The sequence below is a fragment of the Shewanella sp. genome (genome assembly GCF_013214165.1).
Lineage (GTDB): Bacteria > Pseudomonadota > Gammaproteobacteria > Enterobacterales > Shewanellaceae > Shewanella.
In genome coordinates this window covers 30,564-55,275 of sequence record NZ_JABSSM010000023.1, presented here as the reverse complement: position 1 = coordinate 55,275, position 24,712 = coordinate 30,564, and the positions used below count along the sequence as shown (strand labels likewise).

Annotated in this window: 23 protein-coding genes; 11 read left to right on the top strand and 12 right to left on the bottom strand. The window is 46.1% G+C overall.

Annotated elements, in window-relative coordinates:
- The first annotated feature begins 48 nt into the window (after positions 1 to 48).
- The 3 genes from HRU42_RS08740 (at position 49) to HRU42_RS08730 (ending at position 4,218) form a co-directional block, all read left to right on the top strand.
- Entirely contained in the window at positions 49 to 3,333 is a 3,285-nt protein-coding gene (locus tag HRU42_RS08740; RefSeq protein ID WP_295030355.1) for a S41 family peptidase, read from the top strand.
- A gap of 258 nt (positions 3,334 to 3,591) precedes the next feature.
- A complete protein-coding gene (locus HRU42_RS08735; protein ID WP_295030354.1) occupies positions 3,592 to 3,759 on the top strand; it encodes a hypothetical protein in 168 nt (55 codons plus the stop codon).
- 42 nt (positions 3,760 to 3,801) lie between these two features.
- Positions 3,802 to 4,218, top strand: a complete 417-nt coding sequence (locus HRU42_RS08730; RefSeq protein ID WP_295030353.1) for a hypothetical protein — start codon at positions 3,802 to 3,804, stop codon at positions 4,216 to 4,218.
- A gap of 175 nt (positions 4,219 to 4,393) precedes the next feature.
- Here the strand turns inward: HRU42_RS08730 and HRU42_RS08725 are convergent, their stop codons facing one another.
- The 4 genes from HRU42_RS08725 to HRU42_RS08710 all read right to left on the bottom strand — a co-directional run bounded on the left by HRU42_RS08725 (position 4,394) and on the right by HRU42_RS08710 (position 7,228).
- Positions 4,394 to 4,861: a hypothetical protein gene (locus HRU42_RS08725; protein WP_295030352.1), complete on the bottom strand. Its 468-nt coding sequence runs from the start codon at positions 4,859 to 4,861 to the stop codon at positions 4,394 to 4,396.
- 89 nt (positions 4,862 to 4,950) lie between these two features.
- On the bottom strand, positions 4,951 to 5,289 hold the full coding sequence (locus HRU42_RS08720; protein WP_295030350.1) for a DUF3325 domain-containing protein: 339 nt from the start codon (positions 5,287 to 5,289) through the stop codon (positions 4,951 to 4,953).
- Positions 5,286 to 6,947: a PepSY domain-containing protein gene (locus HRU42_RS08715; protein ID WP_295030349.1), complete on the bottom strand. Its 1,662-nt coding sequence runs from the start codon at positions 6,945 to 6,947 to the stop codon at positions 5,286 to 5,288. Before HRU42_RS08715 ends, HRU42_RS08720 begins: the two co-directional genes overlap by 4 nt.
- Positions 6,948 to 6,985: 38 nt before the next feature.
- Complete coding sequence (locus HRU42_RS08710; RefSeq protein WP_295030348.1) at positions 6,986 to 7,228, bottom strand: hypothetical protein; 243 nt, start codon at positions 7,226 to 7,228, stop codon at positions 6,986 to 6,988.
- Positions 7,229 to 7,959: 731 nt separating this feature from the next.
- On the opposite strand from HRU42_RS08710, the gene raiA reads away from it, so the two are divergent.
- The 4 genes from raiA (at position 7,960) to HRU42_RS08690 (ending at position 11,113) form a co-directional block, all read left to right on the top strand.
- Positions 7,960 to 8,316, top strand: coding sequence for a ribosome-associated translation inhibitor RaiA (gene raiA / locus HRU42_RS08705; RefSeq protein ID WP_295030346.1), 357 nt, complete (start codon positions 7,960 to 7,962; stop codon positions 8,314 to 8,316).
- A 920-nt stretch (positions 8,317 to 9,236) separates the two neighbouring features.
- Entirely contained in the window at positions 9,237 to 9,590 is a 354-nt protein-coding gene (locus tag HRU42_RS08700; protein ID WP_295030345.1) for a group 1 truncated hemoglobin, read from the top strand.
- A 214-nt stretch (positions 9,591 to 9,804) separates the two neighbouring features.
- The gene (locus HRU42_RS08695; protein WP_295030343.1) at positions 9,805 to 10,383 is read left to right on the top strand and encodes an alkylphosphonate utilization protein; all 579 of its coding nucleotides are present in this window, start codon (positions 9,805 to 9,807) and stop codon (positions 10,381 to 10,383) included.
- Positions 10,384 to 10,657: 274 nt separating this feature from the next.
- Positions 10,658 to 11,113, top strand: coding sequence for a YaiI/YqxD family protein (locus HRU42_RS08690; RefSeq protein WP_295030337.1), 456 nt, complete (start codon positions 10,658 to 10,660; stop codon positions 11,111 to 11,113).
- 107 nt (positions 11,114 to 11,220) lie between these two features.
- Here HRU42_RS08690 and HRU42_RS08685 read toward each other — a convergent pair whose 3' ends face one another.
- Entirely contained in the window at positions 11,221 to 12,474 is a 1,254-nt protein-coding gene (locus HRU42_RS08685) for a dicarboxylate/amino acid:cation symporter (RefSeq protein ID WP_295030336.1), read from the bottom strand.
- Between the two features lie 339 nt (positions 12,475 to 12,813).
- On the opposite strand from HRU42_RS08685, the gene HRU42_RS08680 reads away from it, so the two are divergent.
- From HRU42_RS08680 to gltS, 3 genes are all read left to right on the top strand, one after another.
- Positions 12,814 to 14,103 carry a dicarboxylate/amino acid:cation symporter gene (locus HRU42_RS08680; protein ID WP_295030334.1) on the top strand — a complete coding sequence of 430 codons (1,290 nt, stop codon included), beginning with the start codon at positions 12,814 to 12,816 and terminating at the stop codon, positions 14,101 to 14,103.
- Between the two features lie 102 nt (positions 14,104 to 14,205).
- Positions 14,206 to 14,637, top strand: a complete 432-nt coding sequence (locus HRU42_RS08675; protein ID WP_295030332.1) for a hypothetical protein — start codon at positions 14,206 to 14,208, stop codon at positions 14,635 to 14,637.
- A 393-nt stretch (positions 14,638 to 15,030) separates the two neighbouring features.
- On the top strand, positions 15,031 to 16,260 hold the full coding sequence (gene gltS / locus HRU42_RS08670; protein ID WP_295030331.1) for a sodium/glutamate symporter: 1,230 nt from the start codon (positions 15,031 to 15,033) through the stop codon (positions 16,258 to 16,260).
- 85 nt (positions 16,261 to 16,345) lie between these two features.
- Here gltS and HRU42_RS08665 read toward each other — a convergent pair whose 3' ends face one another.
- Together HRU42_RS08665 and HRU42_RS08660 are read right to left on the bottom strand one after the other, a co-directional pair.
- Positions 16,346 to 16,861: an NUDIX hydrolase gene (locus HRU42_RS08665; protein WP_295030330.1), complete on the bottom strand. Its 516-nt coding sequence runs from the start codon at positions 16,859 to 16,861 to the stop codon at positions 16,346 to 16,348.
- 122 nt (positions 16,862 to 16,983) lie between these two features.
- A complete protein-coding gene (locus HRU42_RS08660; protein WP_295030329.1) occupies positions 16,984 to 17,235 on the bottom strand; it encodes a hypothetical protein in 252 nt (83 codons plus the stop codon).
- Between the two features lie 319 nt (positions 17,236 to 17,554).
- Here HRU42_RS08660 and HRU42_RS08655 point away from each other — a divergent pair, with 319 nt between their 5' ends.
- Positions 17,555 to 17,767: a DUF2496 domain-containing protein gene (locus tag HRU42_RS08655; RefSeq protein ID WP_295030327.1), complete on the top strand. Its 213-nt coding sequence runs from the start codon at positions 17,555 to 17,557 to the stop codon at positions 17,765 to 17,767.
- Positions 17,768 to 17,814: 47 nt separating this feature from the next.
- Here the strand turns inward: HRU42_RS08655 and HRU42_RS08650 are convergent, their stop codons facing one another.
- The 5 genes from HRU42_RS08650 to HRU42_RS21165 all read right to left on the bottom strand — a co-directional run bounded on the left by HRU42_RS08650 (position 17,815) and on the right by HRU42_RS21165 (position 24,637).
- The gene (locus HRU42_RS08650; protein WP_295030325.1) at positions 17,815 to 18,219 is read right to left on the bottom strand and encodes a hypothetical protein; all 405 of its coding nucleotides are present in this window, start codon (positions 18,217 to 18,219) and stop codon (positions 17,815 to 17,817) included.
- Between the two features lie 530 nt (positions 18,220 to 18,749).
- Entirely contained in the window at positions 18,750 to 19,883 is a 1,134-nt protein-coding gene (gene rsgA, locus HRU42_RS08645; RefSeq protein ID WP_295030323.1) for a ribosome small subunit-dependent GTPase A, read from the bottom strand.
- Between the two features lie 373 nt (positions 19,884 to 20,256).
- Positions 20,257 to 20,961 (bottom strand): cupin domain-containing protein, encoded by a 705-nt coding sequence (locus HRU42_RS08640; protein WP_295030321.1) that lies wholly within the window; start codon positions 20,959 to 20,961, stop codon positions 20,257 to 20,259.
- Between the two features lie 839 nt (positions 20,962 to 21,800).
- Positions 21,801 to 24,038, bottom strand: coding sequence for an acyl-CoA dehydrogenase (locus HRU42_RS08635; RefSeq protein ID WP_295030319.1), 2,238 nt, complete (start codon positions 24,036 to 24,038; stop codon positions 21,801 to 21,803).
- Between the two features lie 434 nt (positions 24,039 to 24,472).
- On the bottom strand, positions 24,473 to 24,637 hold the full coding sequence (locus HRU42_RS21165) for a hypothetical protein (RefSeq protein ID WP_367227160.1): 165 nt from the start codon (positions 24,635 to 24,637) through the stop codon (positions 24,473 to 24,475).
- Positions 24,638 to 24,712 lie beyond the last annotated feature (75 nt).

The following is a 24,712-nucleotide window of genomic DNA, read 5'->3' as shown; positions in this document are numbered from 1 at the left end:
CTTGTTGGCCTCGAAAGAATAATATCAATAATAAATAACGAGATACTCATGAAACTTCGCCTTTCTGTTGCCTGCACCTTGTTAGCGCTCGGCAGCCTAAGTTCTTCGTCGGCTTTTTCAGCAGAGACTATTCATCCCGGTTACTTTCGCGCTCCTGCACTGAGTGACAATACTTTAGTGTTTACCGCTGAGGGCGATCTCTGGACCAAGAAGCTAGGTCAGAGCCAGGCCCAGAGGCTGACCAGTTTGCCGGCAGAAGAGATAGGGGCAAGCATATCGAAAGATGGCGAGTGGCTAGCCTATGTGGCTAATTACGAAGGCAGCAGCGAAGTGTATGTCATCCCTATCAAAGGTGGTGAGGCGAAGCGGATAAGCTTCGAAAATAGCCGAGTGCGAGTACAGGGCTGGACGGCCGATGGCCAGATCTTGTATGCCACAGATAATGCCTTCGGTCCCGCCAACTATTGGGTGCTCAGAAGTGTCAATCCTGACACCTTAGAGACTCAAGACTTACCGCTTGCCGATGCCATCGAAGGGACAATCGATGATAAAGGTGAGTATCTGTATTTCACTCGTTTTGGATTACAGACTACCGGTGACAACGTCAAGGTATATCGCGGTGGAGCCAAGGGTGAGCTTTGGCGTTTCAAGTTGGGCTCCAAGACTGAAGCCCAGCGCTTAACATCTGATCATATCGGCTCTGTGCGTCAACCCATGCTCTGGGATGACCGCCTCTATTTCGTTAGCGACAGTGATGGTAACGATAACATCTGGTCCATGACATTAGATGGCAAAGCGTTTAAGCAGCATACCCAGTTTACCGATTGGCAGGTTCGCGGCGCAGGCATCAATAATGGACGCATCGTGTTCCAGCAGGGCGCCGATATCAAGCTCTACGATATCGCAGCCAATAGTAGCCGCACATTAAATATTAACCTAGTGTCTGATTTTCCACAGCGTCGTGAGCATTGGGTCAATGACCCGATGAAGTACGCCACGTCTACTCGTCTCTCACCTTCTGCGAGCAAGGTGGTGATAACGGCAAGAAGCCATGTGGCCGTGGCGGCCACGGATGGTTCTCGTCTGGTTGAACTTGCCTTGCCCGGCAATAGTCGTATTCGTAATGCGGTGATGAGTCCAGATGGAAAATGGGTCTACGGCATCAGCGACGCCTCCGGTGAGCAAGAGATCTGGCGCTTCCCAGCCGATGGCGGCAATGGCGCTAAACAGTTAACCGATAATGGTCACACCTTACGCATGTCGCTCAGTGTTTCGCCGGATGGAAGATACATTGCCAGTGATGATTATGACGGTAACGTGTGGCTACTTGACCTTAAGAGGCATAGACACAAGAAGATCATCACCCAAGGCGAGGGTCTGGGCCCCTATGCCGATATCGTCTGGTCGGGTGACAGTCAGTTTATTGCCGTCACTAAGTCAGAGATGGGCAAACCCAGACCTCAAATCGTGCTTTATTCATTAGCTAAACAGCGTGCTGAGGCATTGACCAGTGATAAGTATGAATCTTACTCACCCGCGTTTAGCACAGATGGTCATTGGCTCTATTTCCTCTCCGACAGGCAATTTAACTCTACACCTACCTCGCCCTGGGGCGATCGTAACTTAGGGCCCATGTTCGACAAACGTAGCCAAATTTTTGCCTTGGCATTAGATAAAAATGCCAGATTTGCCTTTCAGCGACCCAATGAGTTGCTTAAGCCTGAAGCCGATGACAAAGATAAGACATCATCGAATGAGGTGACTGTCGACTGGGATGGCTTGAGTCAGAGACTATGGCAGGTTCCGGTGGCGTCCGGTAACTATTCAGCATTGACGGCGAACAAGGGCGGCCTCTACTTTCTCGATCGCGTCGCCGCTCGTGGCAGTAAGCCGAGCCTGAAACGGGTGAAGTTCGATCCTCTCAGCCCTAAAGTGGAAACATACGCTAAAGGCGTCGCCAGTTACAGCTTATCGGCGGATGGTGACAAGCTGTTTATTCGCAAGTCTAATCAGGGCGGAAAAAATATGCTCATTGTCGATGCCGGTGATAAATTGCCTAAAGAACTGACCAACGCCAAGGTGCAGATACAGCAATGGCAGCTTGCCATAGAGCCAAGACTCGAGTGGCAGCAGATGTTTGAAGATGCCTGGTTGATGCACCGAGACTCTTTCTACGATAAGAAGATGCGCGGCCTGGATTGGCAGGCGACCAAGGCTAAATACCAGCCTCTGGTAGATAGGCTCACGGACAGACACGAACTCAACGATCTGTTTAAACAGATGATGGGAGAGCTGGACTCTCTCCACTCCCAGGTTCGCGGTGGCGATCTGGACAAAGATAAGCAGATGGCCAAAGCCGCCAGTTTAGGTGCGCGCCTCGAGCAGACGAAAGCTGGCGTTAAGATCACTCATATCTACCAGAGTGACCCCGAGTTACCCGCTCAAGCCGCGCCTCTTGCTAAGGTGAGCGTCGATGCCGAGGTGGGGGATATCATCATCGCCATTAACGGCAAGAAGGTGACTAATGTTGCCGATGTGACCCGTTTCCTGAGAAATCAGGCGAAGAAGCAGGTGTTACTCCAGCTTAAACGCGGCAATAAACAGCATAAAACCATAGTCAAGCCCGTCGATATCCGTAGGAATGCCAAGCTCAGATACTTAGACTGGGTTAACCATAACGGCACTAAGGTGAGTGACACCAGTGAAGGTAAAATTGGTTACTTACACCTCTATGCCATGGGCAGCGGTGACATTGCCAGCTTCGCCCGTGAGTTTTACGCTAACTATGAGAAAGAAGGTCTGATCATAGATGTGCGTCGTAATCGCGGCGGTAATATCGACAGCTGGATCATCGAAAAGTTACTGCGCCGTACCTGGGCATTCTGGCAACCGACTCGTGGCACGCCAAATGCGAACATGCAGCAGACCTTTCGCGGGCATTTGGTTGTCTTGACCGATGAACTCACCTATTCAGATGGTGAGACCTTCGCTGCCGGCATCAAGGCCCTAGGCATAGCACCACTTATCGGTAAACAAACTGCGGGGGCCGGTGTCTGGCTGTCGGGACGTAATTCCCTGACAGACAAGGGCATGGCGCGCGTCGCCGAATATCCTCAATATGCCATGGACGGTCGCTGGATCCTCGAGGGCCGGGGAGTGAGTCCGGATATTGAGGTGGATAACTTACCTTACGCCACCTTTACCGGGCATGACGCTCAGCTTGAAAAGGCGATTTCTTACCTTAAAGATGAGCTGGTGCAGAAGCCGATAAAGCCACTCAAGGCGTTGCCGCTTGCCGGGCAATCCAGGGCTGGCGACATAAACAGTAAGTAGCTAAGTCAGTCACTAAGAGTTAAAATGAATAAGGATTTATTAAATAAAATTAACTGGTTAAAGATATATTGGTAATGCATATTAATGCTTATCCAAGAGTTTTTGTTTGTGTCAGGCATACCCTATGTCTGTTTCGGCTCTCTCACCAAGGCCGAAATTTTTAGGAAGCTATCAGCCAAGCAGTTCCCAGGCTGATAGCTTCCGTTTTTCTTTTGTCTCTCCCAATCTGGGTGTGTTTCCTGACAGCTAGCTCCTAGCGTGATTTTACTCAAAACCCTTGATTTAAGTGGCTTACTGATGATTATTTTCTATAATTTATTAGCCATAGCCGATGATAGCCGTTTCAAGATAGCAGCAGGTGTTTTTTACTCCAATTCTGACACAGGTATGGATGTGAATAATCCATTAACAGGCAAAACATTTTAGCTGGATTTAGAGACCGTTCTAGAGCTGGTAGAGAGTGAGTTTTTGCCTTTTATTGAAATTGCATATTGGTTTAATGCTCGGCATGTTATCTATTTTGATTGGAAACCACTGCATCGTGATGCAACCAATACCAATATCACAGTGCCCTATGAGTTTACTCATCCCGATCCGGATATTGACGAGACTTATTCGATTCAATTTGGCGCCGAGATCACCACGACCTTTAATGTCGATATTGCCCGCCTTGGGTATGGCTATGACTTCTATAAAGATGACCAATGGGATCTGATCCTTACGGTCGGCCTACACGTGATGTGGATAGAGCTAGGCTTCGAGGGGGAGGTCGGTGCATGCCTGAATGAGGATTGTGGCGTTATCGATATCGAAGGTGATTCTTCGACGACAAGTATTTATTATGGTTTCCATGGGCCTGTGCTAACGCTATCCTACGAGTTTTGATCGTCCAGTGAGTAAATTTTTTTGTTTAGTAAAAGCCTGGAGTAAATTAAGAAAAACATAAGAGTAAAAGCTGGGAGGAGGACATAAGGGAAAGTAAAGATGTTCCGCTGCACAAGAGACTGACCCTGAATGAGCCCAATCCTAGGCCTTAAGTAAGGGCTAGAGTCAGAGATAGCTAGGCTTGGGTGTATAATCCCTGGGTCGTCTCGGCATAAATTTGCATGGTCGAGATCTGATGTTGCTGAGCCTTGGAGTTGACTAAGGCCTCACGAGCCTCATCATTATTTGAGGCATAGTGTGCTGTCACCGGAGATAAACCTGAGCTATTGCCCGTCATTGCCCCAGCCATATCTGAATATATCTGATATTGCGCCTTAGCCTTGCGATAATCGACATATTGCTCAGTCACATCACCCTGAACGGGAGCTGAGGGTAGCGTGCCTGCCGAAGTCATGGTGTCAGTAGAGTGCATTTGAGATTGCTGAGAAAGTGCCATCGCCTGTGTTGAAATTTTGACTGAGCTTTCAGACTCGGCCTGAGGTTGAGTCGCCGTGGCTTGGTTTTTATTTGTCGACTCAGCTGCCTGATTAGCAACTGGCTTTACAACGCTGCTGGCATCTTGGATCGTCGTATTAATTTGCATATCAACCTCATCAATTTTTAATGAGCTCCAATAGTAAAATAATAAAACTGTACCTAGGCTGAATAAAGTCTGATCTCTTCATTCAGTTTTTAAGTGATCAAATAGCCCATGCTCGGGATTAAACCAAACAGCATAAAAACCGGTAAAGACTTAGCGCGGTAACTCAGCGTGAGAATCACTAATAGTCCAGCGACAGCAAGCATACCGGTAAAGAATATACTGCCATAAAGCATACCTTGTTTAGCCACACTCAAATAATAGCTTAAGGCAAGCATCGACCAACCGGACCAGTATAAGCCCCTAGTCTGCAGTGGCGTCGGGGCTTTTTTGAAGGTACTTCTGAAATTTGAAAACATGGCCAATGCTAAACAGCCAAATGCGATATAGCTGATCCACAAGATACTCAATACCATTAGATTGGAGATCATAGGGCTTCTTCCTTCATTTTAGCCGTAAGGGGATTTTCACCCGCTAAGTTTTGTCGCCGAGACCCGGTCGCCGTATTTTTATTGATGACTGCAGACTTAGGTTGACTCGAAGCACTGAGCTTTTTGACTGTTAATAATAAACCTAAGCCTAACAAGCTAGATAAGAGATCGAAACCCACCAAGGCCCACTGTCCACTGACAATATTATCGATAATATGGCTCGGAGAAGTTAAGGCGTTGACTAGAGGTAGAGAAATTAACCCTAGTCCCCCAAGGCTCAAAACCAGTCGCCAAGTGCTTAGGCTGCGATTAAGGCAGGCTAATAACCCGACTAAGCCTAAGGTGATAAAGAAGCAATCGGCTTCCCATTGTGCCCTACCTTGTAACTCGAGCGGCAGCATACGATTGGCGTAGAAAAAAACCGATGTCGCTAAGGGCAAGCCTGCAATAAACGTCAGATTCAGCCCTTCTACCAATCGCAGACCAAGACTCGCAGTCTTGCCCTTACTTAGCTGCTTCTGTTGCTTCTGGCGTATCTTTACCGCCCAAAGCAGTGCGCCGCTAGCTATCATGACGCAGCCCATCAGACCGCAGATAAAGAAGAACCCACGTAAAATAGCGCCTGCAAAACGCGCCGTATGCAATGACATTAAGGTGTCGTAAGTCGCATGAGTCGCAGACTCTTCCGAAGGTGACATGGTTATTAGCTCACCTGTCACGCCGCTAAATACAATTTGAGTAGGTTTGTCGGTGACCTCTTGTTCACTGTTGCGATAGAAGCTGATACGGCTATTGCTGTCATGTGGCGCAGCAATGATCACTCGTTTAATCGGGGCGTCTCCCCAATGACGCGTTACTTGTGGCAATAAGCTAGCCGCAGAAATAAGATTAGCATCTTGGCCACTGGGCTTTGTTTGTACCTTAGATGGGGCTAACTCAGCGCGAAAGGCCCGGTTATCACCGTCGTAATTAGTGACTACCGCCCAAGGCATGTACATAAACATCAAGGTGATGAGGCCCGTATAGGTGATCATCAGGTGGTAGGGCAGTGCCATCACAGAGCTGACATTGTGGGCATCAAGCCAGGAGCGGCTGCCCTTATTAGGTCTGAAACTGAAGAAGTCTTTAAATATTCGTTTGTGGATCACTATACCGCTGATTAAGGCGACCAACATAAACATGGTGCAAAATCCCACTATCCAACGGGCAAAATGGGCCGGTATATAATGCAGGTCGAAGTGTAATCGGTAGAAAAAATTACCGCCTTTAGATTCCCGTACTTCACTGAGCATCTCGCCACTATCTGCTTTAACGACCATTTTATGAAACTTACCGCGGCGCTGTCCGGCTTCAGGTTGATCTTGCCAGCCATAGCTAAGATAAGGTCTGCGCTCAGTTGGCAGGTAGATACGCCAGTCCTGAGCATTATCGGTCTGTTCGTGTAAGAATGTCTGTGCCGACGCTAACTGTTTGCCAAGCTCATTAGCTTGATAATGTTGGAATGTACCAGAATGTAATTCAGGTTTGGTCCACAATGATATCTCGTGACGGAAATAACTCATGCTGCCAGCAAAAAAGACGACGAGCAGTATCCAGCAAACGAGTAGGCCGACCCAGGTATGGAGCCAGGTCATTGAGCGAAAAAAAGAATCTTTCATTAGGTTACCTAAAAACGGAAATAAGCCTGTTACAGCTGTTAGGTCATCATTTGAGTGGCTGCGTATAGGCAGGCACTCACGATTAAAATCTCTGACCAGGCACGCATTGGCGACTGTAAACTAAAGCTACGAATCGCACTGACAGCGTAGATGGCGAATGAAAGCATGGTCGCCACTAAGGTAGCATCGACAGCTGGAAGTGGCAGTAAGGCTGCAATAAATCCACATACATTGGCTGCAACCAGATAACCGCCAAATATCGCTGCCGATATTCTGGTCATAAGTGCGCCATGTTTGGGGCGATATAAACTAACTTTTTCTATGAAGGTTAACTTGGTAACGTGAGAGTGAGTCACTGTTTGGCTATCCGTTTTAACCTGCTATAAAACAGGTAGAGCAAAATGGTGGGCACGATTTTACATCAGGAGTGTAAATCTGGTAACTGTTTTCATTCTCATTTACATGTAAATTTACAGAGTGACAACGGCTTCTCATTTTGCAGTAAGATGAGAAAAGATTCGGTGTGAATAAAAATTAATCATCAGATAGAGCGAGTATGGTTTATGCTTAATTTTAGCTGGTTAATTATCAGTCTTTCGGTGGCGGAAATATCAACATTTTGTCCGGTTTTATGACGTTTATCTTAGTTTTGTGTTTATTTTAGACATTGAATATAACCTAGGCTTGCATTTGTTTCGCATCAGGAGTAAATATTAAGGCAGCGGGTTTGGAACTGTTTTGGTGATTGATTATGTGTGACAAGAATGCATCAAAGGTGCGTTGTCATATCTGCCCATTGGCACTTTCATCTTTAAACGTTCACTTTCTGCAATGGTAATAGTTAGGATGGATATAGGACTGTTAGTTCTGTATGAGTATGAAAATACTCTATTAATCTAGGTTGTAATGACTTGCTAGCGTAAAAAAATAAATTAATTTTATGTTAGCCCTTGAGATTTTCAAGCTCAGACCCCAGTTCTATTATTAGAAGTAATTCTTAAAAGGAAAACCTATGAAAATAAATCTTTCAGGTCACCACGTAGATGTTAAAGATTCAATCAAAGAGCATTTGAACGAAAAGTTTTCCAAGATAGCCACTCATTTCCCGACACTCATCTCGTTAGATGTCACCATCTCTAAAGATCATGGCGAGTATCAGGTTGAGTTGCGCACTAATTATGAAGGTAGTCGAATCTCTGCATCTGGGTCAAACGATGTCATGTATCCGGCTATTGCGATTGCCAAGAAGAAGCTCGAGGCAGCGCTCAAGCACCGTAAGGGGCAGCTAAAAGCGGATAAGCATGAGAAGCCGGTGAGCACTACGCCAGAAATCGCCCACGAAATAGTTCAAGAGATGAAGCTGGTTTAAGGACTATTTTGGCGCAAGGCGGTGAGCAACAATACTGCAGAAATCGCCCAGGAAATAGTTCAACAGATGAAGCTGGTTTAAGGCTCACTCTAAGACAGTAGGTAAAAAGAAAGCCATCATACTGATGGCTTTTTTGCTTTTAGGCTATCAAGTTTCAACAGGTTGCAGGTACCTGAGAAAGCAGGGCAGATCTTATCGTATAATCGAGTCTAAGCGAATGTGCTGAATGTGTTGTTAGCGACCCATCAAGAGGTGGTAGAACAAGTCGCATTTATTACCTGTGTCTCTTTGGTTTACGGCTGTTTTAGTGGTTTTTTCCTGTCTAGACTCATCGTATATCGCAGTGCAATGAAAGTAAGATTAGCGGCACATGCTTAACCCGCCCCTTAGATGACTAGCCTAGGTACAAGCGTTGGGGCTAGTCGTATCACTGTCTTTGGGTTAGTTTGCTAAAAGTTCACTTCATTGCTAAACCTAATGGGTATCGCGCTCAGGGAGCGATATCCAGACAAGGAGGTGCTATGTTCATGCTCACCAGAAAGCCTAATTCATCACGATCACCTATATCTATGATGCAAATGGCCAGCGACTTGAAGATATTGAGATTGATGTTTATGCTGAACATCGCATTGGCATAGCTACCTATGGTTCGGTTGATATTTATCGCAGCGAGCTCTTGGAGCTAGGGGAATGAGTTAGGCCTGTTTCTCCCCCTGTTTTGGATAAGCGGAACCCGTTTAGCTTAATTAGCCTGGATGAATAAGCGCTTGTCTACGCCACTATCTAAACCACTATCTAAACCTCTTGTCTAACATCCTGCCGAAAATGCCCCCACATAAAACACCATGAGTATTTATTCAGCCACACTCGTTTCGACTAGACTTAATAGGTCTTTAAGCTTAGTGAGTACGAGGTATGCTATGAGTCTTTATGAGCGTCTTGGAGGGGAGCTGAAAATCGCACGGATCGCGGCAGATATATTCGATACCCATGGGACCAACCCAACCGTGGCTAGTCGTTATAAGGACAGTGACAGAGATCGGGTGATCAAGATGGTGACCGAGTTTTTATGCGCTGGTACTGGTGGACCACAGGAGTACACGGGAAAATCTATGCCAGAAGCCCATCGATGCATGAACATCAACGAGGCGGAATATCTGGCCGTCATCGATGACATCATGGTGGCGCTGGAGAAGAACGAGGTGGGAGAGCAGGAGAAACAAGAACTCTTGATGATAGCCTATTCGCTTAAGGGAGAGATCATCGGCGCCTAGCCTGACACCAACAATATCTGCTCATCCTTTTATCTACGCAGCCAACTGGCTGCGTTTTCGATCTTATCACCTAGGGGGAGTGTCGATAGGTCATGGATCTTAACACTGACACATGAGCTAGCTCTTAGCTTAGGCCTCACTCGCTGTTTCACTTTAGGACTCTGTGCTATAGTGCCGCCAAATATTGTGTAGATGTTAGATTGAAGAGATCGAGATGACGAGAGAACTATTAAAGCGTTGCGACAGCAAGTGTGAACTGTGTGGTAGCGGATCAGAGTTAGCCTCCTATGAGCTTCCAGACTCAAAAGGATATGGCGATGCGCGTATCATGATCTGTGATACTTGTACTGGTCAAATTCAAGATCCTAGCACCATAGACATGAACCACTGGCGTTGTCTCAATGACAGCATGTGGAGCCAGGTTCCAGCCGTTCAGGTGATGGCTTATCGTATGCTTAAGAAAATTAGCCAAGAAGCATGGGCACGCGATCTACTGGACATGCTCTATCTTGATGATGACATGCAGGCATGGGGTGACGCTGGCATCGAAGAGGTTGATGACGATTTTGTCCCTCATAGAGACAGCAACGGCGCCATTATCGAAGCCGGTGATAACGTGGTGATCATTAAAGATCTTAACGTGAAAGGCACCACCTTTACCGCTAAACGTGGTACCACGGTGCGTGGCATCTCGCTGACAAATAATCCAGAGCACATCGAAGGCCGCGTTAACGGTACTCGTATCGTTATCCTGACTTGCTTCGTTAAGAAAGTACCGCTAAGCGAAGAGTAATTCTACTGTTTAGCCAGTGTTTGGCACACAATAAAGCCGCCTTTATCGACAAGATAACGGCGGCTTTATTGTGTGCAGTCAATTTTTAGCCTATGCGCCTGTGAAGCCAAAACCAGATCGCAGATCTATTTTAATCATTCGACTCATCTCATCTTTATGGTAAATGTTCACTCAATTTCGGCTATATAATATTTGCTTGTATCTTGGTATGCAGATAGTGCGTTAATATTAAATCGCTAGACTCGATGGGTTTGATAACAGTAATTGGGAAAATATGAAAATTTGGGTTGATGCCGATGCTTGTCCCGGCGTGATAAAAGAGACACTGTTTAGGGCGGCCGATAGGGCTAAGGTGGACGTGACCTTAGTGGCGAATCATTCGATGCGTGTTCCGCCGTCGCGTTTTATTAAGATGGTGATCGTGTCTTCGGGTTTCGATGTGGCCGATGATGAGATAGTAAAGCGTCTCGATGCCGGCGATTTAGTCATCACCGCCGATATACCCTTGGCCTCAGAGGTGATCGATAAAGGCGGCGTGGCGCTTAACCCGCGTGGTGAGCTTTATACCGAGCAAAATATTAAGGCTATTCTTAATATGCGAGACTTTATGGATACCATGCGAGCCAGTGGTGTACAAACCGGCGGGCCGGCAGCCTTGGGTCAGAGCGATCGCCAGGCATTTGCCAATCAACTCGATAGGTTTATCACCAAGTATCATAAACCCGCTTAGTGCGATGGCTAACAGTGTGATTACCCCCTAACTCTGGGACGCCCTTGTAACAGACTGGGCATAAAAAAAGGCGCCAAATGGCGCCTTTGTTATTCTTAGCTTATCGCTTAAGTCTTAACAGACTCGTTTAACTTAGCTTCTTCTAATTTTTCACTGTGATCGACCATAGTCACTACCGCCGAGTCACCCACTACGTTAGTACTGGTACAGAACATGTCGATAACACGGTCAAGGGCTGCAACCAGAGCGATCGCTTCAACTGGCAGACCCATCTGGTGAATGAGCACGCCAATCATCACAATACCGCCACCAGGAACGCCACCAGCACCGACAGAAAGCAGGAACACACTGAAGGCTAATACGGGGATTTGTTCCATGGTGATGGGGGTACCGAAGGCGTTACCGACGAAGAAGGCTGCGACTGTGATATAGATGGCCGCACCACTCATGTTCATGGTTGCGCCCATAGGTACACCAAAACCTGCCACGCTACGCTTCACACCCAGTTTATCTGTCAGGGTACGCATGGTGACCGGGATGGTCGCATTTGAGCTGGCAGTAGAGAGTGCGAACAGGAACTGCTCACGCGTCTTACGGCGAAAATCAGATGCTGATATATCTGTGGTCATGCCGATAACCACCGGGTATACCACGAGAGCCCAAAATGCCAGTAGACCGACAATAACAGCCATATAGCTCAATACGCTCAGGAAGGCTTCTGGCTCGAAGGTCGCACCGAGTTTAACCATGAGGGCGAATACACCGATTGGCGCTATGCTCATCACCACGGTGATCATCTTAAGCATGATCTTGTTGCCTAGTTGGAAGAAGGCAACCACAGGCTTAACATCTTCACCTAGGGCCTTGATGATACCGCCAGTGAGTAACGCCATAAAGATGATCTGCAGCATGTTACCCGTAGCGAAGGCATGGATTGGATTGCTGGGGATGATGTTCACTATCATGTCGATAAAGCCCGGAAGCTCAGTCGAGGTCAGGCTGGCATTTTGATCGCCTACCAGTTGCATGCCTGTACCCGGTGCGATCCACATGGATAGACCAATAGCGACTATGATGGCGACTGCGGTATTGGCAAGATATAGGGCGAAAGTTTTACTGCCCAAACGGCCGAATGATTTGAGATCGCGAAGTTCGGCAATACCGGTAACGATACTGAAAAACACCAGTGGGACAACCAGCATCATGATGAGCTGGACGAACATGCTGCCGGCACCTGATGCGATATCGACCAGAGTGGTATTGGCAAAGCTAGTGCTAGCAAAGCCATATTGAATGATTGTACCTAATATTAGACCGGCAAATAAGCCGACAAATATGCGGGATGATAGAGATTTGAACATGAGTCTGCACCTTAATTAATAATGATAACTCCTTCCATAGAGCATTAGTCCTTTATTAGTACTGAAAATACTCCGTCATATACAAGGTGCTAACAAGCCCTATCATGGTGATTAGGGTGAACTTTAACCTGTTTTACTTAAGGCTATAACTCAGTGAGCCACTGGTAATAACGTCTTGAGCACGAGACTCGTACACGGGGTGGGGTAAATTAACTTTTCAGAAACAAAGTGACTGGTTGTCAGGTTTGGACACTTATTTACCGCGTTATTAAGATAGTTTCTCTATATTTTACTAGTATTTGTAGTGGAATTACCTGTTTATTTGTTGAGGTGTGACTGATGAAACTTCATTGGCAGATAATGATAGCGATTGTTGTAGCCATTTTTGTCGGCTTGATCACGCCCCCCAATAGTCATATTTACCAAGTCTATGTCTTTTTCGGCACCCTGTTTCTTAATGCGCTGAAGATGGTGATAGTGCCGCTAATCGTGGCATCGATTATCTCCAGCATGGCTAGCCTTAATCAGGGAGACAACTTGGGCCGTTTAGGGCTTAAGACCTTGGGCTATTACGCCACCACGAGCCTCATTGCCATCTTGATTGGACTCACGGTGGTGAATATCACTAGCCCTGGCATTATTCATGGTGCGCCGGCGGGCGAGTTATTAAACCTGCACGCCGATAGCGCCGAACTCGAGTCGACCATGATGAAGGTCGAAGGCCGAGGCAGTAAAGATCTGATTGAGATTTTTATCCGCATGATCCCGACCAACATAGTTGCTGCGGCGGCAGAAGGGCAGATGTTGGGACTGATATTCTTTAGCTTGCTGTTTGGCTTCTTCATGGGGCGTGTGGAAGGGCGCAGGGGAGAGGTGCTACGAGACTTTTTCAAGGGCGTGTCTAAGACCATGGTACTTATCACTCAATTTGTCCTCAAGTTTGCCCCTATCGGTATTTTTGCATTAATCGCTAAAACCGTGAGTGGCACAGGCTTCGATGCCTTCGCTCCTATGTTAGTTTTTCTGTTGACTGTGATAACGGCATTAGCGTTACATGCATTTGTGGCTTTACCACTCTTGCTTAAATTCGTAGGGGGCGTGAGTCCGCTCAAGCAATTATCTGTGATGTCGCCAGCCATCTTGATGGCATTTTCTACCGCTTCATCATCTGCCACCCTGCCTCTGACTATGGAGTGCGTGAAAAAGCGCGCCGGAGTATCACATAAGACTGCCAGTTTCGTGCTGCCCTTAGGGGCAACCGTGAATATGGATGGTACCGCTTTGTATGAGTGCGTCGCAGCCATGTTTATTGCTCAGGCCTATGGTCTGGAATTGGGATTCGTCACCCAGTTCACCATAGTCCTAGTGGCGCTATTAACGTCTATTGGAGTCGCTGGGATCCCAGCGGCAAGCTTAGTGGCCATAACCGTGATTTTAACCGCCATAGGCCTGCCACTAGAGGCAATAGGCTTACTCTTGGTTACCGATAGGGTCTTGGATATGATGCGAACCGCGGTCAATGTGTATAGCGACGCCTGCGGCACCGTGATCATTGCGCGAACCGAGGGAGAATCTTGGGTGCTCTCTCCTGAGCAAGACCATGAGAGAGCAGAACCTGACAATGATTAACCTTAAGTAAGTGTTAGTGCCTGTGTTTGTCATCCTAGGGTTAAGAGAAACTTGGCGATGGCTAGCACCTGAACAAGAAATTATTCAAAACAGGAGGTTCTTTTGAACCGTCAATTAACCACAAGCCTATTATTGGTCACCTCCTTGATCAGTTTTAGTAGTTTTTCCGCTAACAAGCCAGACGAAAACGAGCTGAGTGATGTTTTTAGTGTCGACAGAATCGTCTCTAATGATGTTGAGCTTAATTTCACCAATGATGGTGATATACAGCCGAAAATTAGTGACTTTATTGTGGTCAATTACATCTTGATGAGTAATGAAAAAGGCGATCGTCGCGCCGTGGTGACCCTGGAAAATCAATCATCGGGTAGCCGAATTTTTAAAAGTGATCAGCTTATGGCACTCATGGGAGATGGCGGACGTCTCTCTCCCCTTACCTATAAGCAGAAGTTTAAACGAGGAGAAAGCATCTCAATGACACTCTCATTTGGCAATAACAAGACACCTATCCTACAGATCTATACCCGCCAATAATGCTTATGCTGATTTGTCATGGCTTTTACAGTTTTTAAAGGCTTAGTGGCAATAACAAGACCTTCATTCTACAGATCTATACCCGCCAATAATGCTTATGCTGATTTGTCATGGCTTTTACAGTTTTTAAAGGCTTAGTGGCTTAAAGGCAATAACAAGACCCTCATTCTACAGATTTATACCCGCCAATAAAGCTAGTCTGCATTTATTAGAACCATAATATTATTTTTAGGCGCTGAAAAGCTGAGTGGTCAGCTTTTTTTATCTCTTTGATTCAATTCTAATTCAGCATTTTTTCTCTATATTTATGTTCGTATTTTATGATGCTTTTTTCATTAAGTGCTAATGTGATGCGATGTGAAGTGTTGACAGTTTTTTGAGGAAGAGAAATAGATGGAACCCCATATAGTTGAAATTAAAGATTTTGTCTCGTTTACCTTAGCCATTATTGCGCTGTTTATAGGTAAAACGATCATCTCTCGCTATGAGTTATTGCGAAAATACAGCATTCCAGAGCCCGTGGTCGGAGGTTTTGCTTGTGCGACGATTGTTGGGATCCTCTATTATGCTTTCGACATCCAGATTGAATTTAATCTGGATGTTAGAGATATCCTCCTGCTCTATTTCTTTGCCGGTATCGGGCTTAAGGCCGATATTGTCACCCTGTTAAAAGGCGGCAAACCGCTATTGATCTTGTTAGTGCTTTCGACCGTATTTATCTTCTTGCAAAACTTTATGGGGGTCAGTGTCGCGACTCTGTTTGGTTTAGACCCCAAAGCAGGTTTGATGTCTGGTTCTATCTCCCTCATAGGTGGTGTCGGCACAGCCATGGCTTGGACACCGACCTTCGTAGAGGAGTTAGGTATTCCCAATGCCAGTGAATTAGGCATTGCATCCAATACATTAGGCCTTATTGCAGCTTGTGTTATCGGTGGTCCGATTGCCGCTTACCTGATGAAACGCCATGATGTGAAGCCTAATCTGGATACTAATTTAGATATTGGTGCTAGCCATAAAAACGGTAGCCAGCAGATTAAAGTCGATTATTTTGGTGTGTTACGCGCCTGGTTATGGTTAAACGTGACCCTTATTATGGGTTACTTTATCGATCTGGGACTGCAAGAATCCGGGCTTAAGCTGCCTATGTTCGTTGCTTGTCTGCTAGCGGGTATTATCATAGGTAATCTAGGCAGAGCGTATCTAAATCGTGACAAAGAGAAAGACAGAAGTTATATAGAGGAAGCTTCCAGAGGCCTGTCACTCATTCAAGATATCTGTCTAGGCATGTTTTTAACCATGGCCTTGATGAGTCTGAAAGTATGGGAACTCGAAGGAAGCCTGGCTTATATCTCAGTGGTGATGACCTTGCAGGTGTTGTTGTCGATTCTATTCACCGTGTTTATCGTGTTTAGGATGATGGGCAAAGACTATGAGGCGGCGGTCATATGTTCCGGCTTCGGCGGGGTCACCTTGGGCTCGACAGCCACGGCGATTGTGAATATGACGGCGGTATCTCAGCAATATGGTGCGGCCCATAGAGCCTTTATCATAGTGCCACTGGTGTGTGGCTTCTTTATCGATATCGTCAACGCGATGATCATTAACCTGTTTGTTAATTTCTAAATACGTTCGGGACGAGACAGTTAACCGATGATAAAAAAGGAGCTTAGGCTCCTTTTTTATTGTTTGAGTGTATTTGTAAAAATGCTTATAAAAGTTCTTCGACGATAAGCTTGAGCAGGTAGGTTTCTCGTTCGATAGACATGCCTTTCTTGGGGCTGCTCGCTATGGTGTGCTCGTTGTGTTTTATTGCCTGATGAATATTGATCCAAATTGGTGTCATGCCATTTTGAATCTCATGTGCTTCAAGTTTTGTTTCACCGAGTTCTGGGTGAATATTGCATACATAGCAGTATGACTGCATGTGCATTATGTCAAAATCTGCCTTGTACCAAGGTCTGAACTCTTCGTATAGACCAAACTCGCCGATGATGTCGATATGTTGAGCGCCGGTTTCCTCTTCGAGTTCTCTTAGCAGGCCTGTTTCGATGGCCTCTCCTGCATCAATTCCCCCGCCTGGGATACTGTAATCATGATATCGCTCCGTATAGAGCATGAGAATATTCTCACCATCTAGAATGATGCCACGGGCGGCTTTACGATGGAAAACCTTCCCTTCGAGTGAACTCAGTTCAGGGTGAGTCGTGGTTCTTAAATGGCGCATGATGTTCTCGCGAAATGGCATCTTCTAGAAATGAAAACTTAGAGGAGGTAAGCATGGGGTGAGTGAGCTTTGTGCCTTAATGCCTTCTTTAAGAAGGCTTTAGCAAGAGGTTTTGGCAGGGCTTAAAGCACTACTTCCAGTTCTAACTCAATATCGGTACAGCCTTTCTTACAGAAAACACCATATTTTCCGGTCTGTTGCTTGCCTGTCGGCACGATGAGCTTGAGAGGTTGCTTACAGGTTTCACACAAGACTGTGTTGCCTTTGAAGAGGCGCTTAATCAAGTTTTTCTGTGCGTTAAACGATTTTGCAGTGGTCTTATTAATTACTGAGAAATCGAGTTTCTGTGTCTTTCCTGGGCTAGTTTCGCTCATTATTCGCCATCTAAGTTAGTTATCTTGGTTATCTAGGCTCGAGTATATCTTTGCTTGAGCAAACACTAAAGGCTTAATCGCACGATAAGAGCTTCTCTGTGGTTAATGTTCTACGAGGTAAAGTTAATGTGAGTTCAAGCGGTAGATTATTGATGTCTCTACGTTGAGAAATTAGTGGGTAATCTTCATTTATCAGCCAAGATCACATTGATGAGGGCAATTAAGTGGCCAGAAATAACGAGTCTAGCAAGCTTGTGGCTAAGATAAGAAATATCTACAATGTCAGTTAACCTATATACGATAATTCACAGATGACAAGATGCCCAAGCTAAACAAACCTGGATCACAGAAAGTCCCCACAAACACGGCCGCACCAGCTTCTTCTCTGGATGACGCTGCTGATGAAGTTAAACTGGCCGTGGACCTTATCTACCTCTTCGAAAGTAGCAAGATAGAAGTCGAAGTCGCGTTAGCGGCCATCGAGATAGTCAAAGCCGATCTTATGTCTAAACAAGGTAAACTCGCAGGCTAGTCCCCATTGGTTTGTTTTAACGCCTTTTTGCCTCAGTTGAGTGACTGTTAGAACTGATAGCGAAATCCCGCTATGGCTTCTAACTCGACTTTTACATCATCAATAATATAAAGAATAGGCTGAGCCTCGACGAAGAAAGTGAACTTCTCTACGGATGTTTGCGCACCAAATATGGCCCTGGCACCCAATTTAACGTCATGATGACTGGAATTTATTTCGGCAATTTTGCCACCAAAGCCATAGTAAAAATACGGTGTGTTATTAAAATTAATCACCTTGTCTAGTGTGATTGAAAAATTATCTAAGCCTACTCCTATCTTAATATCACCCAATTTAGCATTGATCCCAGAATCGCTGCCAAGCATGACGCCGACTTGAGACGCGGCCACTGCCGTTGAGCTGGTTATAATCACAAACGCGAGCAGCCTGAAGATATATCGGATTGATTTCATATTTCACCTTTAACTGGAATGGTCAAATACCTAAGTATTGTCGCCATCGATGGGGGCAAGGTTATTGAAATCGACTCTCTATTTCAATCGAATACAGGCTTAATTCATTATAGTGACCACTAATGATCATTTATTGAAAAATTATGATAATAAATACTGTACCTCTTTATCTACAATGAAAGGGGCCTGTGAGTTTTTTGCTTTTAATCTGACTAAAAAAGGGCAAAATATGGCGAGAAAATGATCTGAAAAATTAAGGCCTGCATGACACTTGCTTAGCGTAAATGTTCGCTGAAGTGGACAATCTTGTTCAAGATCGCCGTGATAGTCGAGCGCATTATCGCCAGGGGGAACCAGCCTATGGAATGGTATAACTAGCCTGAGTCTATGGGGGGAACTCAAGTGATTGTGCACGCAAGCGGTGATCTTAATAGGTAAGGTTTATTTTTTGTTCTTGATTGTTCTATGAAAGGACGCTTGTAGAAAGCGCCCTTGTAGTTTGTGTTCACCCATTATTTCGTGGGTTGGTATTATTTCCCCTTAAGCCTTCTTGCCCCATCTTGTACCGAGCGGTGGAACTTGCTTAGGTTGCGATCTTTAGCGCGCTTCTGGGCTAAACTCGCCGTGTTTAATGCCTGTTCTCGGAGTAACTTCTGATAACTAATTAAACGTCTGGATTCTAGCTCTCCTCTGGTTAACGCCTTTTGCACCGCGCATCCTGGTTCAGCCTGATGATGGCAATCACCAAATCGACATTGCCGTGCTAAGGCGGTGATCTCTTCGAAGGTGTCAGCCACGCCTTGCTCACAATCGCTAAGTTGTAATTCCCGCATACCCGGTGTATCTAAGAGTAAACCGCCAGAGCTCAGTTGATGTAAAGTTCGCCCTGTTGTGGTGTGACGTCCTTTGCTATCATCTTGGCGAATATCTGAGGTTAATTGTGCCTCAGCGCCTAACAAACTATTGATGAGTGTTGATTTTCCGACACCGGATGAGCCCATTACCGCCACGGTCTGTCCCGCAGCGCAATAAGCGTGCAAAGCTTGTACGCTCTCGCGTGCTAGCGCGTTAACTGTCTCTATCATAGCCAGCGGGAAAATGCTCAATATCTGTTTAATGAAGACTTGAGTATCATGGCAAAGATCGGCTTTAGTGAGTACGAATACCGGGGTTACTCCAGCTTCATTGGCTAAGGCAAGGTAGCGTTCTATACGGCTTAAATTAAAGTCCTTGTTTAAGGATGACACGATAAATACCGTGTCGATATTGGCCGCAATGAGCTGAATCTGTACCTTGCTTCCCGGGGCTTTACGGCTAAATAGTGAGGTACGGTCCAGACGATGGCGAAAGCTGTCATCACCATTAAGTACCAGCCAGTCACCCACTGTGATATCAGGCATCTGGTTGGTGATTGAGAGCGTCAATGGCTCTGTGCTTGTCTCGAGTTCGAACTGATTTCGGTGACAGGCCATCACTTTGGCGAACTTAATCTCAGTGATATTCTCCTCTGCCACTTGTTGTGCAAAAAAGGGACGCCAGCCTAATCGAATGAGTGAGTCGCTTGATGTCTCTTGATGTGTAACTGCACAGCTATCAATAGAGAGCGAGCTAGCAGTTGAACTTGTTTTAGATTTGATTATTGAGAATCGATTGTGTTTATTCATTTTTATCCCAGCGCAAAGCGCCTGAACTGATTGGATCAGGGGATCGTCAACTAACCTGAGGTATATCTGAGATCCCGGTGTTATGCGTTACTCGAGGCGAGAAACGAGTCGTCGCTAGTCGTAACGATAAGTACAACCGGGCAGTGGAACCTTATCTACAGGAACAGCTACTTAAAGAGCTAAGCAAGACTTGCTTAGTGATCTATAACTGCTTAAGTTAAAGCGCCAGTTGCCCAGTTAAAACCTGTAACAATCATCAATTAATCTCCTATCTGTATCTGTTTAAATTGGGTGTTAGTATGCAAGTCAGTCGAACTTCCAGCTTGGCCATTCGACTTCAAAGTGAGCTAAATAATAGCAAGAACCGCTAGTCCTAGCTACTGGTTGTTGATTTTTCTCTAATTTTTTTAATGGGTAAATGCCCCACCTTGACTAAAATAACCGTCTCCTGTTTCACAAAAGGATGATGTTCACTCTGATGGGGATTACGTATCCAGGTGTTTGCCGGATATCGACCATGCTCATCTTCAAATTGCCCCGATAATACCACCACCTCTTCGCCGCCAAAGTGTCTATGGGGCTGAAAAATCTCATCGGCAGGCCATTTCACCAGCGCCGTGTGCTGGCCCTCAAAATCATGCAGTGACATGACCTCGAGTCCTCCAATACCTTGTTGCCATGTTTGTCTCTTGGTGTCGACGCGCACTTGTTGAGTATCTCGAATATTAAACTGGTTGAGTTTGACAAAAAGGGTGCAGCCATTCGTGCTAAACGGGCTATGACTGCTGCCTGGCGGATTACGAATGTAAGTTCCCGCCGGATAGTCACCGGTCTCATCGGAAAAGGTGCCTTCTAACACAAATATCTCTTCACCCATTGGGTGGCTGTGAGCGCTGAAATGTGATCCGGCTTGATAACGCACTAGGCTGGTGGCATGACCGCTTTCTTGGTTCTCCCTTGCCAGAGGCTTACGGGTGACTCCCTCAAGAGGGCTGGGAAGCCAGTCCATATCATTACTGTCGATAACGACTCGCTGTGAAAAATCCATATGCAGATTTATATTTAGTGAAGGATTCATATCTAAGGCCCTGTTGATTCCAAAAGCTCATGAGTACTATTTCTCTTTCTATTGCTCGATACTCGACTCGTTACGTCAAGCTATCAGATCGCCATCGACATCCCAGGTGGCACCTGTGACCCAACTGCCTTCATCCCCACACGGCACGGTAACGGCCTTCTGTAACTTAGCGGCTAAGGAGTAGTAAGCCCGGGTGAAAGCACGCCCATGGTCGAAACCATAGTCGGCTGTAAATGCTCTGACTCTGTGATCATAGCCAGCCTCTACATTGCAATCGAAGCCGTTGGCGTAAAAGTCACCGAAGCCGCGAAATATCTAGTGTGTAGCGTTTGCCCGTTAACCTTCATAATATGCTTAACTGTAGATTAATGCATGTCAGTATCAGGTAAAATCCGTTACCCAGCATGACTAACTTTTTAGTGATATCGCTAGCTTCTTATCGGCGTGACAGGCGATGCTTGATTACTGCATGCATCCCGTTAAGCTCAGCTGTAGGGCTTTAAGAAAAATCTTGAGATTATATTAACCGACAGCATCTCAATGTCGAGGAGAAGCAGACCGTTGCTCTGGATAGCGGAAAGAAAAACTTCAACCAGAGGACTGAGGTCGTATCGTCGAATATGACGCTGAAGGCCATTCCGTTGGTATGATGATAATTCATATCGATAGGCCTATTAAAGGCAATTTAATGGGGAACTGGTGCAGAATCAAAATTTAAGCATGATGAAAATGACAATTACCGTTCATCAATATATGGCTGAAACAGGTTTCCTTTAAGGGAGTCCATAAAAAATGCAGCCACTGGGCTGCATCTCTTCGCTGTATAGTGAACAATGAGCCTAGTTAGCTATCTTTAGCTCTGCTTTGTCACTAATTAAGTTCATATTAAAATCGAACTCATCGACGCGGATCGCGCGCTCACGTTTGAGGTTGTAGCTGAGCAATTGTTTGTGCTCGGTGGCGTTGATGACGTTAGCAGCAAGGGCATTATCGAGTGTGATAGGCAAGCGAGTGCCTGATTTGAATGCACGTGCCTTAAGCCCTTTTTTCACCTTATCCAGTAACTCGAGGCAATCCATCTTAGCCAGATAGGCTTGCTCGTTGATGTAGTTACCATCACCGACAACAGGCTTAATCAAGTGAGTCAGGTTCTTCTTGAACTCGGTATTGAGCTGGGCCTGCTCGGCAAGCTCTCTGACTAGGTTATCATTCACTTTCGGCATCTTAGCCGAGTAAGTCACCGTTAATGCACGCATTAGCTTACGCACTGGCGACGACGGGAAGTTCTCCAGGAAGGCAAGCAGTGCTGCTTCTGCCTTACACAGAGACCAACGGGTCGCATAGTGAAAGTAAGGCGCCGCTTGTGCTCTTTGCTCGCTTGGCAGTTTCTGTTCGTAATAACGAATCGACGCCATGGCAGCGTACAAGTAACTCATCACATCACCCAGGCGCGCCGAGAGCATCTCGGCTTGCTTGAGTTTTCCGCCAAGTACCAGCAAGGAGAAGTCGGCGTAAACCGCGAGCTTCGAAGCCAGCTTGTTGACCGATTTCTCGTATGTCGCGACTTCAGCTAGCTTAGAGCTCGAAGGAGCTGTAAATGGCAGTAGGCCCAAACGGAATGCGCGCAAACTGTTGTTGACGCTGTAAGCTATTGTTTTACGGAATATGCTGTTAAACACCTTATCGGCATTCTTATGCTCGCTGTGAATCGCCTCGACCATGCTCTGCATATGAGGGTGACAACGCATCACGCCTTGGCCGAAGATCATCAGGTTACGGGTAAGAATGTTAGCGCCTTCGACTGTGATGGCGATAGGCTGGGCAACATAAGCCGAGGCTAAGGTATTTTGTGGACCACGTTGAATGGCCTTACCGGCTTGAATGTCCATGGCTGAGTTGAGTATGTCTCGGCCAAGTTCGGTCATATGATATTTGGCGATTGCAGTGACCACCGAAGGCTTAAGGCCTAAGCCAAGGCCTTCTGTGGTCAGCACTCGCATGGATTCCTGCAGATACGTCTTACCGGCAATGTCTGCAAGTTTCTCTTGAATACCTTCAAACTTGCCGATAGATAATCCAAATTGCTCACGAACGGCGGCATATTCTGCCGAAGACTTAAATGAGCACTGGCTCACCGCAGCGCCAAGGGCAGGTAAGGATATGCCACGACCCGCGCCAAGACAGGCAACTAGCATGGCCCAGCCTCGGCCAATTTTAGTCTGGCCACCTATGATGAAATCCATAGGGATAAATACGTTTTCGCCGCGTGTGGTGCCGTTATAGAAGTTAACGCCCATAGGATCGTGACGATTGCCAAGTTGTACCCCTGGGTGAGACTTAGGGATCAGCGCACAGGTAATGCCCAGGTTTTCCTTGCCACCAAGCAGACCCTGTGGATCTTGAACCTTGAAAGCCAGTCCAAGCACTGTGGCGATAGGGGCTAAGGTGATATAGCGCTTATCCCAGGTGATCGACAGACCCAGAACCTGCTTACCTTCAAATTCACCCATGGTCACTATGCCTACATCCGGGATACCACCGGCATCGGAGCCAGCTTCCGGGCTCGTTAGGGCAAAGCACGGGATCTCCTGACCATTAGCCAGGCGCGGTAGCCAGTAATCTCTTTGCTCACTGGTACCATAATGCATCAATAGCTCGCCTGGGCCCAAAGAGTTAGGCACCATGACAGTCACGGCTACGGCCGAGCTCTTGGCCGATATGGTGGCGACTATGGTCGAGTTGGCGTAAGGGCTAAATTCGAGTCCACCGTAGGATTTTGGGATGATCAGAGAGAAGAATTTGTTCTTTTTAAGGTAGCTAAGAATGTGATCCGGAATATGTTTATCACCCTGAATAGCAAAGTCATCGATCATCTCTATCAAGGTGGTCACAGGACCATCGAGGAAGGCCTGTTCATCGGCGCTTAACGCAGCGACCGGGATATCTCTCAGTGCTGCGAAGTCAGGTTTGCCTTGGAAGATAGAGCCCTCTAACCATACATCGCCGGCATCGAGAGCCTCTTGCTCTGTGGTAGAAATACTCGGCATTATTTTTTTTAATTGGGTTCTTATGCTCATCTTCTTCACTCATCCGACCAGAAATTCAGATCACATTACGACATAAAATCAAACGTAGATCAATAACTCCAAACGAGTAATTTAAACGTTTGTTTGAATCGTTCATTTACTGTGAAAGTTATATTCTGATTTTTCATTAGCTTACACGTGTGCGCTGAGATATTAATTATTTATATTTAGGGTTAATTTTTATTGAATAGAGTGAGTAAAAGGATTGGTTTACTTAGTTTTAATGTATCAAGTTAACCATGTCACAGATTTTCAATGACATAGTGTTCAGTATCTTTGATCAAACTTTTCATCTCTCCACTTAGTTTCATCGAATGACTAGGGGAATAAACTCGTAAATGCAGCCTGACTCAGAAATAAAAATGAGCAGCCCTTGCTGCTCATTTAGCTTAGCTAAGTTTAATCATTAAACTGACTCGTCCTGGTTAGAACTGCGCCTCAACTCTTAGGGTCAATTGTCTTGGATCACCTAAGGTCTGGATCCCATAGCCGGTGTCAGCTGACGCGACATATTCAGCGTCTAACAGGTTGGTGCCTAAAGCGTAGACTGAGAAGTTATCCCATTCATAGCCGACACGCGCATTGACCAAGGTTTTTGCATCGTTCTCAGGATCGTATTTAAGTCCTGATGCTTCGGGGTTATTTAGGGCTGATGATGCATCTGC